Raw genomic sequence first — 14,691 nt, 5'->3', positions numbered from 1 at the left:
CCTAAAAACCGCGCAGCTTTGTTATGATTCGGCACCTTCTGATATTCGCCCGACCAGGTAGTTCCTATGTCCGACCGCAGCGCTCGTCTCCAAGCACTCCAGAACGCACTCAAAGAGCGCATCCTGATCCTCGACGGCGGCATGGGTACTATGATCCAAAGCTACCGTCTGGAGGAACACGACTATCGTGGCACGCGTTTTGCCGATTGGCCAAGCGATGTGAAGGGTAACAACGACTTGTTGTTGCTCAGCCGCCCGGACGTGATCGCCGCCATCGAGAAGGCCTACCTGGATGCCGGTGCCGATATTCTCGAAACCAACACCTTCAACGCCACGCAGATTTCCCAGGCCGACTACGGCATGGAGTCGCTGGTTTACGAGCTGAACGTCGAAGGCGCGCGCATCGCTCGCCAGGTTGCCGATGCCAAGACCCTGGAAACGCCGGACAAGCCGCGCTTCGTTGCCGGCGTGCTCGGCCCTACCAGCCGAACCTGTTCGATTTCCCCGGACGTCAACGACCCAGGGTTTCGCAACGTCACCTTCGACGAGTTGGTAGAAAACTACATCGAGGCCACCCGCGGCCTGATCGAAGGCGGCGCCGACCTGATCCTGATCGAAACCATCTTCGACACCCTCAACGCCAAGGCGGCGATCTTCGCCGTGCAGCAAGTGTTCGAGGACGACAACGTCGAACTGCCGATCATGATCTCCGGCACCATCACCGACGCCTCCGGCCGTACCCTGTCGGGGCAGACCACCGAAGCGTTCTGGAACTCGGTGCGCCACGCCAAGCCGATTTCCGTGGGCCTGAACTGCGCCCTGGGCGCCAAGGACCTGCGCCCGTATCTGGAAGAGCTGGCCACCAAGGCCGACACCCACGTGTCCGCCCACCCCAACGCAGGCCTGCCGAACGCCTTCGGTGAGTACGACGAAACCCCGGCCGAGATGGCCGCGGTGGTCGAAGAATTCGCCGCCAGCGGTTTCCTCAACATCATCGGCGGTTGCTGCGGCACCACCCCAGGCCATATCCAGGCCATTGCCGAAGCCGTGGCCAAGTACAAGCCGCGCGAGCTCCCGGAAATCGCCAAGGCCTGCCGCCTGTCGGGCCTGGAGCCGTTCACCATCGACCGCCAGTCGCTGTTCGTCAACGTCGGTGAGCGCACCAACATCACCGGTTCCGCCAAATTCGCCCGGCTGATCCGCGAAGAGAACTATACCGAAGCCCTGGAAGTCGCCCTGCAGCAAGTCGAGGCCGGCGCTCAGGTAATCGACATCAACATGGACGAAGGGATGCTCGACTCCCAGGCGGCCATGGTCCGGTTCCTCAACCTGATCGCGGGTGAGCCGGACATCTCGCGTGTACCGATCATGATCGACTCGTCCAAGTGGGAAGTGATCGAGGCCGGCCTCAAGTGCATCCAGGGCAAGGGCATCGTCAACTCCATTTCCATGAAGGAAGGCGTCGAGCAGTTCAAGCACCACGCCCGCCTGTGCAAGCGCTATGGCGCTGCCGTGGTGGTCATGGCTTTCGACGAAGTCGGCCAGGCCGACACTGCCGCGCGCAAGAAGGAAATCTGCCAGCGCAGCTATGACATCCTGGTCAACGAAGTGGGCTTCCCGCCAGAAGACATCATCTTCGACCCGAACATCTTCGCCGTCGCCACCGGTATCGAAGAACACAACAACTACGCCGTCGACTTCATCGAGGCCTGTGCCTATATCCGCGACCACCTGCCCCACGCCCTGAGCTCGGGTGGCGTGTCCAACGTGTCGTTCTCGTTCCGAGGCAACAACCCGGTGCGTGAGGCGATCCACTCGGTGTTCCTGTATCACGCGATCCAGAACGGCCTGACCATGGGTATCGTCAACGCCGGCCAGCTGGAGATCTACGACGAGATCCCGGCCCAGCTGCGTGAAAAGGTCGAGGACGTGGTGCTCAACCGCACCCCGCATGGCACCGATGCACTGCTGGCCATCGCCGACGACTACAAGGGTGGCGGCGCAACCAAGGAAGTGGAAAACGAAGAGTGGCGCTCGCTGCCGGTGGAAAAACGCCTGGAGCACGCGCTGGTCAAGGGCATCACCGCGTTCATCGTCGAAGACACCGAAGAATGCCGCCAGCAGTGCGCGCGCCCTATCGAAGTGATCGAAGGCCCGCTGATGAACGGCATGAACGTGGTCGGCGACCTGTTCGGCGCGGGCAAGATGTTCCTGCCGCAGGTGGTCAAGTCGGCCCGCGTCATGAAACAGGCCGTTGCTCACCTGATCCCCTTCATCGAAGCCGAAAAAGGCGACAAGCCGGAAGCCAAGGGCAAGATCCTGATGGCCACGGTGAAAGGCGACGTGCACGACATCGGCAAGAACATTGTCGGCGTGGTGCTGGGCTGTAACGGATACGACATCGTCGACCTTGGCGTGATGGTGCCGGCGGAGAAGATCCTGCAGACAGCCCGCGAGCAGAAGTGCGACATCATCGGCCTGTCCGGCCTGATTACCCCGTCGCTGGACGAAATGGTCCACGTTGCCCGCGAAATGCAGCGCCAGGGCTTCGAACTGCCGCTGATGATCGGTGGCGCCACCACCTCCAAGGCGCACACGGCGGTCAAGATCGAGCCCAAGTACAGCAACGACGCAGTCATCTACGTCACCGACGCTTCGCGCGCGGTCGGCGTGGCCACCCAGTTGCTGTCCAAAGAACTCAAGCCGGGCTTCGTCGAGAAGACCCGCCTGGAATACGTGGACGTGCGCGAGCGCACCGCCAACCGCAGCGCCCGCACCGAGCGCCTCAGCTACGCCCAGGCGATCGCTGCCAAGCCGCAGTACGACTGGGCCAGCTACCAGCCAGCGGTGCCCTCCTTCACCGGCGTCAAGGTGCTGGAAGACATCGATTTGCGCACCCTGGCCGAGTACATCGACTGGACCCCGTTCTTCATCTCCTGGGACTTGGCCGGCAAGTTCCCGCGCATCCTCACCGACGAGGTGGTTGGCGAGGCTGCTACGGCGCTGTACAAGGATGCCCGCGAGATGCTCGACAAGCTGATCGACGAGAAGCTGATCAGCGCCCGCGCGGTATTCGGCTTCTGGCCGGCCAACCAGGTGGCCGATGACGACATCGAAGTCTACGGCGAAGACGGCCAGGCACTGGCCACCCTGCACCATCTGCGCCAGCAGACCATCAAGCCGGACGGCAAGCCCAACTGGTCGCTGGCCGACTTCGTCGCACCGAAAGACAGCGGCGTGACCGACTACGTAGGTGGTTTTATCACCACCGCCGGCATCGGTGCCGAGGAAGTGGCCAAGGCTTACCAGGACAAGGGCGACGACTACAGCTCGATCATGGTCAAGGCCCTGGCCGACCGCCTGGCCGAAGCCTGTGCCGAATGGCTGCACGAGCAGGTGCGTAAAGAGCACTGGGGCTATGCCCGCGACGAGCACCTGGACAACGAGGCGCTGATCAAGGAACAGTACAGCGGCATCCGCCCTGCGCCGGGCTACCCGGCCTGCCCCGACCACACCGAAAAGGAAACCCTGTTCCGCCTGCTCGATGGCACCGCCATCGGTGAGACCGGGCCAAGCGGGGTGTACCTCACCGAGCACTTCGCGATGTTCCCGGCGGCGGCGGTCAGCGGCTGGTACTTCGCCCACCCGCAGGCGAAGTATTTTGCCGTAGGCAAGGTCGACAAGGACCAGATCGAACGTTACAGCGCACGCAAAGGCCAGGATATCAGCGTAAGCGAGCGCTGGCTGGCGCCTAACCTGGGGTATGACAGCTAAACGACTGCGCTGGCTTCTTCGCGGGCTCGCCCACACAGGTATGAAACAGGCCTCAAGGGCCGTGATTGACCTGTAGGAGCGGGTTTACCCGCGAAGAGGCCGGCACAGGCAACCTCACAACCATTGCCTACACTGTCCTTGATTGCCTCTGATTTCCCCAGGAGCCACCATGGACGATTCCAGCCAGGGCAAACCCCCGACCTTCTGGCAGATGCTGCACAGCATCCTCGCTGCCGCCTTCGGCGTGCAAAGCGGCAAAAACCGCGCACGCGACTTCACCCACGGCAAGGCCAGCCACTTCATTGCGTTGGGGGCGCTGTTCACCCTGGTGTTCATTGCGGTATTGATCGGCCTGGTGCAATTGGCGCTGCACCTGACCCGCTAGCCTGTGCCGGCCTCTTCGCGGGTAAACCCGCGCCTACAGCGGCCTGCGCCCAACCAGCGATGCGTGTGTAGGAGCGGGTTTACCCGCGAATACGGTCGCGGCGGCAACGGTGAACGGCAGGTGGTAATTGGCCAGCAGGCCCGGCCCTTTCGCGGGTGAACCCGCTCCTACGACGGCCTTTCCCCAACCAGCGATGCGTGTGTAGGAGCGGGTTTACCCGCGAATACGGTCGCGGCCGCAACGGTGAACGGCGGGTGGATATTGGCCAGCAGGGCCGGCCCTTTCGCGGGTAAACCCGCTCCTACGACGGTACTGCGCCATTCTCAAGGGATATGTTTTCACCGCAAAGAGACGGGCACAGGCAATAATAAAGCGCCTGCGAGATTCCCTCCCGCAGGCGCCCTGCTACATCACGGTCTTGAGTTTCAAGTCACTGGTGGCTGACCCAATACACGGCAGTGACCACCACCAGAACGATCAGGCAGAGGATCGCCCAGGCATCGACGCTGCTGTCAGCTTTGCGGACCTTGGTTGAGTTTCCCATTGCATTGCCTCTTGTAGTGGTTATGGGAATGCACTTCACCACCAGCAGTTAAGACGAGCAATGCCCTTCCCTCAAGCAGGGTCATTCAATATTCGACCGGTGACGCCAGAAACGGGTAACGGTACCCGGGCGGGCGCCCTTCAGCACTGTAACGCCGAAAATCGACGCCGTAGTCGTCCCTTTCCAACAGCTTCAGCCAACGCCTGGCCTTGGCCTGATCGATTTCCTGCAATACCGGAACACGGCGCTCGCGCAGGCCGTCGCGGTTCAACGTCAGCCCGTGGGCGTCATCGTGCAGCATCACCATGGCCCAACCGCCAAGGGTGAAATGCCCACCCATCAGCACGCTCAAGCGCCCATCGATACGTGCGCGCAAGGCTTCGGGCGAGCTGTTGACGGCCGCGAACAGCACGTCACGACCCGCCGTGTACCCGGCCTCCTCGAACGCCTGCATGGCACCAAAGGCCATCTGGTCATTGGCCGACCACACCAGCCGGGTGGCCGGGTAACGCTCAAGCAACTGCTTCGCTTGCTCGTAGGCGCGCTGGCGGTTCCAGCCGCCGTATACCACTTGCCGCAAGCGCACCTGAGGGAAATCGGCCAAGGCGCGGCGCATGCCCTCAACGCGCAACTGCGAGGCCGGGGTGGTCTTGATCCCGGCAAAAGCCACCAGATCCACCGGCCCTGCGTCGCGAGGCAGCTGCGCGAGCATCAGGTGCAACATCTGGAAGCCTGCCTGCTCGTCGTTGCTCATCAAGGTACCCAGTGGCTCGGCATACTTGCCGGGCTGGGCCTCGATGCTGAGGCGCTGGCTGGCGGTCAGGCCATTATTGACCAGCAGCAGTTTCACCCCGGTGCCACGCGACAACCGCAGGATTTCCGGTGCCACGTACTGCTCATTGACCAGCACCAAGTAATCCGGACGCTGCGGCGCACTCAGGATCGCCCGGGCCTGGGCCAGTGCCAGGTCGGCTCGGCGCTCGCTGTATTGCACCTGCAGGGTCATGCCCAGCTCGTCCGCGGCGGCCTGCATGAAGCGGGTATAGCTGGTCCAGAATGTCTCGGTGGACAGCCCCGGGTTGAGGAACACCACCGAAGCCGGTTGCGCATTTGCCACCAGTGGCAAGGCAAGGCACAAGCTTTGGCACAGGGCCTTGAGCATGGGGTCACATCTCTGCGAAGCAAACGCCGGATTATAAACGCCTGGCGATGCTCAGCGCACAAATGGCAGTCAATCTCACATAGTCCATTTGGTTCTTTTCATATGCAAAAACATCACTTTAGCGCATAACCGCAACCTGCTATCGTTCCCCGGCTCCGTACCGGAGTGCGCGGCCGTGCGCGCGAATAGCTGCATGCCTGAGACAGGACTTTTATGTACGTATACGACGAGTACGATCAGCGGATCATCGAGGACCGCGTCAAGCAGTTCCGTGATCAGACCCGCCGCTACCTGGCCGGTGAGCTGAGCGAAGAAGAATTCCGCCCTCTGCGCCTGCAGAACGGCCTATACATCCAACGTTTCGCGCCGATGCTGCGTGTCGCGGTGCCGTACGGCCAGCTGAACGCCAACCAGGTCCGCACCCTGGCCAGGATCGCTCGCGACTATGACAAGGGCTATGCCCACATTTCCACCCGCCAGAACGTGCAGTTCAACTGGCCGGCGCTGGAAGACATCCCCGACATCCTCGCCGAGCTGGCCACCGTGCAGATGCACGCGATCCAGACCAGCGGCAACTGCCTGCGCAACACCACCACCGACCAGTTCGCCGGTGTGGCCGCAGACGAGATCGTCGACCCGCGCCCGTGGTGTGAAATCGTCCGTCAGTGGACCACCTTCCACCCGGAGTTCGCCTACCTGCCACGCAAGTTCAAGATCGCCATCAACGGTTCGCAGGAAGACCGCGCCGCCATCGAAGTGCACGACATTGGCCTGGAGCCCGTGCGCAACGCGGCCGGCGAACTGGGCTTCCGTGTGCTGGTCGGTGGCGGCCTGGGCCGTACCCCGGTGGTGGGCTCGTTCATCAACGAGTTCCTGCCATGGCAGGACCTGATCAGCTACCTCGACGCCATCCTGCGCGTGTACAACCGTTACGGCCGCCGTGACAACAAGTACAAGGCGCGGATCAAGATTCTGGTCAAGGCCCTTACCCCGGAAGTGTTCGCCGAAAAGGTCGAGGCCGAAATGGTCCACCTGCGTGGCGGCACCACCACCCTGACCGAAGCCGAAGTGCAACGCGTATCGCGCCACTTCGTCGACCCCGAGTACCTCGCACTCGACAACGTCGACTACACCGCCCTGGATGCCGAGCACCCAGGGTTTGCCCGCTGGCGCTCGCGCAACACCCGCGCCCACAAGCGCCCGGGCTACGTGGCTGTTACCCTGTCACTCAAGCCTACCGGTGTTGCCCCGGGCGACGTGACCGACAAGCAGCTGGACGCCGTGGCCGACCTGGCCGAACGCTACAGCTTCGGCTTCCTGCGCACCTCGCACGAGCAGAACATCATCCTCGCCGACGTCGAGCAGCGCCAGTTGCACGCGCTGTGGCTTGAACTGCGCGAAGGCGGCTTCGCTACCCCGAACATCGGCCTGCTGACCGACATCATCTGCTGCCCGGGTGGCGACTACTGCTCGCTGGCAAACGCCAAGTCGATCCCGATTGCCGAGTCCATCCAGCGCCGCTTCGACGACCTGGACTACCTGTTCGACATCGGCGAAATCGACCTGAACATCTCCGGCTGCATGAACGCCTGCGGCCACCACCACGTGGGCCACATCGGCATCCTCGGCGTGGACAAGAAGGGTGAGGAGTTCTACCAGGTGTCGCTGGGCGGCAACGCCGCACGCGGCGCAAGCCTGGGCAAGATCCTTGGCCCGTCCTTCGCGCAGGATGACATGGCCGATGTGATCGAGAAGCTGATCGCCGTGTACGTCGAGCAACGTACCGAGGAAGAGCGTTTCATCGACACCTACCAGCGTATCGGCATCGACCCCTTCAAGGAACGCGTCTATGCAGCGAATCATTAAGAACAACCAGATCGTCGACGAAACCTGGCACCTGCTGCCCAAGGAAACCTCGTTCGACGAGCTGACCAACTGCGACGACTACATCGTGCCGCTGCAAATGTGGCGCGACCATGCCCACGTGCTCAAGGCCCGCGATGGCGGCCTGGGCGTATGGCTGGACAGCGACCAGGAAGCAGAGGAAATCGGTGAAGACGTGCACCACTTCCAGGTCATCGCCCTGAACTTCCCGGCATTCACCGACGGCCGCAGCTACTCCAATGCGCGCCTGCTGCGTGACCGCTACAAGTTCAAAGGCGAACTGCGCGCCATCGGCGATGTGCTGCGCGACCAGCTGTTCTTCATGGCCCGCTGCGGCTTCGACGCCTTCGCCATCCGTGCCGACAAGGACCCGGAAGACGCGCTGCAAAGCCTGAAGGACTTCTCGGTGACCTACCAGGCCGCCACCGACGAACCGCTGCCGCTGTTCCGCCGCCGCTGATCGTCCCGCCCCAGCGAACAGCCCGCCTCTCGGCGGGCTGTTTCGTTCATAGGCCGTGGCGTTGAATTGCCTCTCGGCTCAACTCAAGCAAAAGCTGCCGTTTCGCGACCTCACGCGCTGCGCAGATATGCTCGACCTGGGCAAAATAGTCGCCATCGCTCAGCGTTTTCGATTGTTCGAGCAACGCATCCAGGCGCTGCTGAAAAGGCTCGTCCAAGCGGCTGAAGCGCGCCGCCTGCTGCTCGTGCAGATAGTCCTGCCAGAAGGATCGATCTGCCAGCGCCTGCGCCAAGGCTTGTGGCGTTTCCTGCCGCAGCACCTCGCTGCGCGCGGCGTCCAGGTCTTCGCGGCCAACCCCGCTGAAACTCTCATACGAAAGATGGCTGGGCTGCACGGGAAGGTTGAGGCTATCCGCCAGCCTGACGCGATAGGTCAGGTAAACCTCAACGGGATCGTTCGAAAAGTAATCCGCAATATGCCGCGCGGCAATTGCGTTGACTTTGTCGAGGCGGAACAACGAACGCCCCAGCCTGACCAGCGCCCGCTCCTTCTGCAACCCGGTACCGGCTGTACCGGCCTTGGCGACCAGCGCGCCAACCTCCAGCTCGCTGAGCGTCAGCAGCAACTCGTCGCTGCAACTGCGCGGCCGGGCAACTTGCTCGAACAGGCTCGCGCGTACTTCAGCGTGCTGTTCGCAGGCTTCGAGGATATGCCACACCCGCGCCTGAAGGTCGCGCGGTTGTGCGTCGTATTCACGCAGGGCGCGTAAATCAGAGAAAAAGCGAAACAGATCCTGCGCCCCGGCTTCCTGGCTCAAGCGGTTCCAGCTCGCCAATCGCACCTCGCGCTGGGCTGGCGTGAACCCTGAAAACCAAGTGGCTGCAGCGTTCGGGATCGAAGTGGCATGAGCTGCACGCCGACGCTCAGCGGCCCCGGCCGACGCCCTGGCCAACTGCAAGCGCTGCAGGGTTTCGTCCGAGAGTGGATTGTCGTGCAGCTCCAGGCCCCGCCACAAGCGAAGCGGCACTAGGGACAACGCTTCAGGCAGCGTCTGGATCTGGTTGTCACGCATGTCCAGCAACTCCAGATTACCGTGCCTGGCCAGATCAGCGGGCAGTTCGCCCAGCCCGGTGTTGCGCAAGGACAGCCGGCGCAGCAGGGGGAAAGACGCCAAGGGTGGCAGCAAACCGACCGGGTTGCCGTTGAGCTCCAGGCGGCGCAGTTCCACAAGCTGGCTCAAACGCAGGTTATCCTCGCTGGAAAGCACGATCTGGTTGCCGCCAAGGCGCAGGTTTTTCAATTCGGTCAGTTGCTCGATACCTGCAGGAAGGCGTGTCAGCCGGTTGTTCCGCAAGTCCAGGTTGCGCACCTTGCTGAAGCGACCAAGAAAGCCCGCATCAAGGCTCGTCAGCTGCATATCGCGCAGGGTCAGGTGCGTGATGTGGTCAAAACTCACATTTTCAGGCAAAGCCGGCAGGTCACCCACCCGCTCACCCACGAAGGTCAGGTGGTAGTCACCCGCCACCTCTCCAGGGGTAAAGCGCTGCCAGCTTGCCGTAATGCGCCTGGCAACCTTGATACGACGCAGGCGGCGAACAATGTTCAGCCCTGCGTCATTTCGCCAGGCTTGCAATGCCTGCTTGAGGCTGACCTTGGCCTGTAACAGTTGGCTGACATGGTCCCACGGGTCCACCCCCCGCTGCGCCAGGTCTTGCAGGTAGACCTCCAGCTGCTCACTGCTCATCACCGGGAACACGTGGTTCAACGTGCGCCGCAGTGCCTGTCGGGTGCCTGTCAGCTGGCCACTGAGCGGGTAGCCCAAACGCCCATCGAACAACCGCACAGGAGGGCGAATCCCCTGCCCCACACGGGCCAGCCCAATCATTCGGGCCGCCGCTTCACGGTCAGCGAGCGCCTCACGCCCAAGCCGCTCACCCAGTGCGTCATCCGTCATCTGGCTAATACCAAGCAACTGTCGCTGGCGGCTGTCCAGTTGCCGTCTCAACGTCTGCAGCAACCCACCCCTGCCCGCGGCAGGCAGCTCAACGTTGACCCCAGCCGACCAGGGGGCGATGGCATCGAGCAGGCCCAGCGCGAGCTTGCCGGTATCGTCATTTTCTGCCGCGGCCTGGCGCAACCCTGCGCAGGCACGGTCTATCCGACTGTCGCGTATTGCCCAGCGTGCACGTTCCGCCAAGGCCAAGGGCACCCGGCCTGCGCCCGTCAGGCTCTCCATCTCGACACTGCTGGCCCCCTCGACGATTTCCCGTGCGCAGCGGTGGGAAAGGCCTGGGAAGTCCCGCATCAAGACCCGGTCTGCTGCTTGCGGGCTGATCTGTCGCTCGTTGAAGACCTCCTCGAAAGCCTCACCTCGCAACGCCGGGAAATCACGGTGCAATTGCTGGCGCTCGATGGCATCGAGCAGGCGTGCCGGCGGGGGCGCATTTTCCAGTAACAAACGGCGCAGGCTGTCAGCCTCGAAACCCGTGGCCTGCAACGCCACAGACACCGCCTCATCGGGCACCTGCGCCGTACGACTGGCAAGGCGGCGCACCATGTAGGCGGCGTCATGCCAGCGCTGCGGTTGTTCGAACTCATGCACCCATCCCCCGGCACCATTGTGCTCAAGTGCCGGTACGTAGGCCTGTGGCCTTGATGGATGATGAATACGCCATGCGCCATCGTCCCCTTCACTCACCTCATAGACAGCATCGTGCAGGCGCCTCAGCGAACGGCCAGTTTCATTCACGGCCTGTCCTACCATCAGATCGACGCCCTCACGCTGATAGCCCGACAAGGACGGGTCACACAGCCGCAACTGGCCATCGCCCAGGCTTACCGGCACCAAGGCATCCACCTGCGCCACTCGCTGGGCCAGCTTGCCAAGTGCCGTCGCCCCGGCCGTCGTCACCGCCGTCATCACAACCGTGTCGGCCACGTTGAACAAGTGGCCCAATGCGGCGTCGCGATCACCCAACTGCCAATCCTGGTAGCTTTCGTACACCTCACCTGCCAGCTGCACCACCGTAAGCCCCAGCAGGGCCTGCCCCAACACAGGCACAAACAGCGCTGCCAGGCCTGCTACGCTCAACCCCAAATCCAGATAGCCCTGCAAACGTGCGCGACGGTCGGCGACATCCTCATCCTCTGTCGATACCGCCAATACCCGTGCGTCATCCAGCATTTTGTCGATCCGGGCTTGGCGCAGCGCGACAAACACGTCGCCCTCGATCGCAAAACAGCGGCCATCCAGCTCAAGCGGGAGAACGGTATTACCGTGGCTGAGCAGCGCGTTCAGCGCCGCGCAGAAGGCGACGCGATCACGCTCTGCGACGAAGCGCTGGAAGTAGCGCCGATACGCTTCATTACGCAAACGTATGCCAAGGGTCATGTACAGCAGCTCCCAGCTGGTGTGCCAACTCACCGGGGCATACGGGTCCTCAGGGAACCACGCGATAACACCAAGCAGGCGGGCGTTCTGACGCACTTCGATCACCAGTGCGCCAATGACCTCCTTGCCCAACAGCCGCAGGGTGTGACACTTCAATACGGTGTTGTCGGCTGGCAGGAAAGACCCTGTGCCCACCACCTGGTTGATCCACTGACAGGTCTGCTCATCGATTTCACCCTTGATTCTTGCGGCGATTGCAGCAAGCGCCAGGTTGGCGCTCATCGCCTCCTCCAGGGCACTCTCGACGGCCACCCCCTCGCCTTCCAGCTTCGATTGCAAATGGCTTTGATAACGCCTGCCAATATCGATGTCTCTGCAAAGGCGGACAAAAGCTTGCGCACTTAGCGGCAGCAGGTGCCCGCTGGCAGTGACCAACTGCGACCCGGCCGCGAACCAGCCAGGCTGCATTTCCTTTTCGTGGAAGTTATGCAGTGCCGCCGAGAGAAGCGTCTGGGTGCTGACGATGCGTGTTGACGTGCTAGGTAGAGCAGGTGATATCGACGGTTTGGGCTGCAGGGTCACCAGCCTGAGCTGAGCCTGGCGCAAATCTACCTGCTTGATCGAATGGGCCTCGGGTGCACGTTTGAGCAACGACTCGGCGAACTCATCCAAGGGGGTTATAGCCCCTAACCAGGCGTCGACGTGGTCCTGCGCCCGCTGTTGGCGCAAAGCAGCGGCGCGCAGCCCTGTCAGCTCTTGGGCAGATGCGCGCTTGAGCCAGCCTGGCAGCTGACGGGCAATCAGCGCATCGATGGAGTCGGCAGGTATTACTGAAGGGGTCATGGGCAGCCTCAACGCTTGATAAAAAAGCGCTAGCTGAACAAGGTTCCAGTCCCCTCGGGCCCTATTTATGTAGTGAATGCACAGCTTGAAAATGTATTTGTGACTACAGGTCAAAGGACTTTGGCGCCATGGCGGCTTATTCGCTGCCGTTCAAACCTGCACACTGGCCATCACATGATCCTCCCCCTATTCAGGAGCAACCCCATGAGCGTTCCTTCCTTCGGCCTCGGCACCTTCCGCCTCTCCGGCCAAACCGTCATCGACTCGGTCAAGTCCGCCCTGGCAGTCGGCTACCGCGTCATCGATACCGCCCAGATCTACAAGAACGAAGCCGAAGTGGGCCAGGCCATCGCCGAAAGCGGCGTGCCGCGCAGCGAGCTGTTCATCACCACCAAGATCTGGGTCGACAACTACGCCGCCGACAAGCTGATCCCCAGCCTGCGTGACAGCTTGCAGAAGCTGCGCACCGACTACGTCGACCTGCTGCTGATCCACTGGCCAGCGCCGGGCAATGGCGTAGAACTGCCCGAGTACATGAAGGCCCTGGCCGACGCCAAGCAGCAAGGCCTGGCTCGCCAGATCGGCGTTTCCAACTTCAACATCGAGCTGACCAGGCAAGCCATTGCCGTGGTCGGCAAAGGGGAAATCGCCACCAACCAGATCGAGCTCAGCCCCTACCTGCAGAACAGCACGCTGACCGCGTTCCTCAAGGAACAAGGGATCACCGTGACCTCGTACATGACCCTGGCCTACGGCAAAGTGCTGAAAGACCCGGTGCTGGCCCAGATCGCCGCCAAGCACAAGGCTACCGTCGCCCAGGTTGCCCTGGCCTGGGCCTTGCAACTGGGCTATGCCGTGATCCCGTCGTCGACCAAGCGTGAAAACCTGGCCAGCAACCTGCTTGCCCGTGGCCTGACGCTGGACACCGACGATATGGCACGCATCGCCAAGCTGGAGCGCAATGGCCGCGAGGTCAGCCCTGACGGCCTGGCGCCAACCTGGGACTGACACTGATGACTGCTCAAACAATGAGACCCGGCCGCGTGCTCTTCGCGCTGGCCATTGGCGCCTTTGGCATCGGCACTACCGAGTTCACCCCGATGGGGCTACTGCCAGTCATCGCCCAGGGCGTGGAGGTGAGCATCCCCAGCGCCGGCATGCTGATCACCGCCTATGCCATTGGCGTGATGGTCGGCGCGCCGATCATGACCTTGCTGTTCAGCCGCTTTGGGAAGCGCGCTGCGCTGATGGCGCTGATGGCCATCTTCACCCTTGGCAACCTGCTGTCGTCACTGTCGCCGGACTACTACACCCTGCTCGCTTCGCGACTGGTCACCAGCCTCAACCATGGTGCGTTCTTCGGCCTGGGAGCCGTGGTGGCAGCCAGCGTGGTGCCCAAGGAAAAACAGGCCAGCGCCGTGGCCACCATGTTCATGGGCCTGACCATCGCCAACATCGGCGGCGTACCGGCCGCCACCTGGATCGGCCAGCAGATCGGCTGGCGCATGGCATTTGCCGGTACCGCCGTACTTGGCCTGCTGGCCATGGCCGCGCTGTGGTACGCCCTGCCCAAGGGTGAACGCGGCAGCGTGCCGCATGTGCGCAAGGAACTGGCGGTCATTGCCCGCCCCAGCGTGCTGCTGGCAATGGCCACCACCGTGCTCGGTGCCGGCGCCATGTTCACCTTGTACACCTACGTGGCGCCGGTGCTGGCCGAACTGACCGGTGCCTCGGACAGCTTCGTAACCTTGGCGCTGGTACTGATCGGCGTTGGCTTCACCCTTGGCAACAGCCTGGGTGGCCGCCTGGCCGACTGGTCGCTGGATGGCGCGGCGAAAATCTTCCTTGCCGTGCTGGCGCTGATCATGCTGCTGATGCCCCTGGTACTGAGCAGCCACCTCGGCACCGCCATCGCCCTGCTGGTCTGGGGCATGTTCACCTTCGCCGTGGTACCGCCGCTGCAAATGCGCGTCATGACTGCCGCCATCGAGGCGCCGGGCCTGGCATCGTCGATCAACGTGGGGGCGTTCAACCTGGGTAACGCCGTGGGCGCGGCGCTGGGTGGTGCGGTTATCAGCCTGAACCTGGGCTACGCCGCCGTGCCAATGGCCGGAGGTGTGCTGGCGGCTGCGGGGCTGTTGCTGGTATGGCTGGGCGGCCGCCACAAGGTCGCCGGCAAGACCGCAGCCGATATGGCCTGAAGGCAACCACCTGCAGGAGCGGCCCACCGCGATACAAGGCCGCTTCT

Annotated in this window: 8 protein-coding genes; 6 read left to right on the top strand and 2 right to left on the bottom strand. The window is 62.7% G+C overall.

The features are described 5' to 3' along the window. The first annotated feature begins 66 nt into the window (after positions 1 to 66). Entirely contained in the window at positions 67 to 3,774 is a 3,708-nt protein-coding gene (gene metH / locus V6093_RS00570; RefSeq protein ID WP_047604036.1) for a methionine synthase, read from the top strand. 169 nt (positions 3,775 to 3,943) lie between these two features. Continuing rightward, positions 3,944 to 4,159, top strand: a complete 216-nt coding sequence (locus V6093_RS00565; protein ID WP_004573790.1) for a DUF2970 domain-containing protein — start codon at positions 3,944 to 3,946, stop codon at positions 4,157 to 4,159. Positions 4,160 to 4,788: 629 nt separating this feature from the next. On the opposite strand, the gene V6093_RS00560 is transcribed toward V6093_RS00565, so the two are convergent. Further along, on the bottom strand, positions 4,789 to 5,865 hold the full coding sequence (locus tag V6093_RS00560; RefSeq protein ID WP_108079229.1) for an ABC transporter substrate-binding protein: 1,077 nt from the start codon (positions 5,863 to 5,865) through the stop codon (positions 4,789 to 4,791). A gap of 213 nt (positions 5,866 to 6,078) precedes the next feature. Between V6093_RS00560 and V6093_RS00555 the strand changes: the two genes are divergently transcribed. Both V6093_RS00555 and V6093_RS00550 read left to right on the top strand, forming a co-directional pair. After that, positions 6,079 to 7,731, top strand: coding sequence for a nitrite/sulfite reductase (locus V6093_RS00555; RefSeq protein ID WP_047604038.1), 1,653 nt, complete (start codon positions 6,079 to 6,081; stop codon positions 7,729 to 7,731). Further along, positions 7,715 to 8,209: a DUF934 domain-containing protein gene (locus V6093_RS00550; protein WP_003250391.1), complete on the top strand. Its 495-nt coding sequence runs from the start codon at positions 7,715 to 7,717 to the stop codon at positions 8,207 to 8,209. Before V6093_RS00555 ends, V6093_RS00550 begins: the two co-directional genes overlap by 17 nt. 46 nt (positions 8,210 to 8,255) lie before the next feature. On the opposite strand, the gene V6093_RS00545 is transcribed toward V6093_RS00550, so the two are convergent. Further along, entirely contained in the window at positions 8,256 to 12,443 is a 4,188-nt protein-coding gene (locus V6093_RS00545) for an NEL-type E3 ubiquitin ligase domain-containing protein (protein ID WP_406669664.1), read from the bottom strand. Between the two features lie 204 nt (positions 12,444 to 12,647). Between V6093_RS00545 and dkgB the strand changes: the two genes are divergently transcribed. Together dkgB and V6093_RS00535 are read left to right on the top strand one after the other, a co-directional pair. After that, positions 12,648 to 13,451 carry a 2,5-didehydrogluconate reductase DkgB gene (gene dkgB, locus V6093_RS00540; protein ID WP_047604040.1) on the top strand — a complete coding sequence of 268 codons (804 nt, stop codon included), beginning with the start codon at positions 12,648 to 12,650 and terminating at the stop codon, positions 13,449 to 13,451. A 20-nt stretch (positions 13,452 to 13,471) separates the two neighbouring features. Further along, positions 13,472 to 14,644, top strand: a complete 1,173-nt coding sequence (locus tag V6093_RS00535) for an MFS transporter (RefSeq protein WP_047604042.1) — start codon at positions 13,472 to 13,474, stop codon at positions 14,642 to 14,644. Positions 14,645 to 14,691 lie beyond the last annotated feature (47 nt).

This window comes from Pseudomonas putida group bacterium ESBL64, assembly GCF_045277175.1.
In the GTDB taxonomy this organism is placed as follows: Bacteria; Pseudomonadota; Gammaproteobacteria; order Pseudomonadales; family Pseudomonadaceae; genus Aquipseudomonas; species Aquipseudomonas alloputida.
The sequence above is the reverse complement of the archived record's forward strand: the minus strand, read 5'-3'. Positions and strand labels throughout refer to the sequence as shown.

Excerpts from the sequence above, each read along its gene's own strand:
- V6093_RS00535 (WP_047604042.1), top strand. The coding sequence starts at position 13,472 with ATGAGACCCGGCCGCGTGCTCTTCGCGCTGGCCATTGGCGCCTTTGGC.
- metH (WP_047604036.1), top strand. The coding sequence starts at position 67 with ATGTCCGACCGCAGCGCTCGTCTCCAAGCACTCCAGAACGCACTCAAA.
- V6093_RS00560 (WP_108079229.1), bottom strand. The coding sequence starts at position 5,865 with ATGCTCAAGGCCCTGTGCCAAAGCTTGTGCCTTGCCTTGCCACTGGTG.
- V6093_RS00550 (WP_003250391.1), top strand. The coding sequence starts at position 7,715 with ATGCAGCGAATCATTAAGAACAACCAGATCGTCGACGAAACCTGGCAC.
- V6093_RS00545 (WP_406669664.1), bottom strand. The coding sequence starts at position 12,443 with ATGACCCCTTCAGTAATACCTGCCGACTCCATCGATGCGCTGATTGCC.
- V6093_RS00555 (WP_047604038.1), top strand. The coding sequence starts at position 6,079 with ATGTACGTATACGACGAGTACGATCAGCGGATCATCGAGGACCGCGTC.
- dkgB (WP_047604040.1), top strand. The coding sequence starts at position 12,648 with ATGAGCGTTCCTTCCTTCGGCCTCGGCACCTTCCGCCTCTCCGGCCAA.
- V6093_RS00565 (WP_004573790.1), top strand. The coding sequence starts at position 3,944 with ATGGACGATTCCAGCCAGGGCAAACCCCCGACCTTCTGGCAGATGCTG.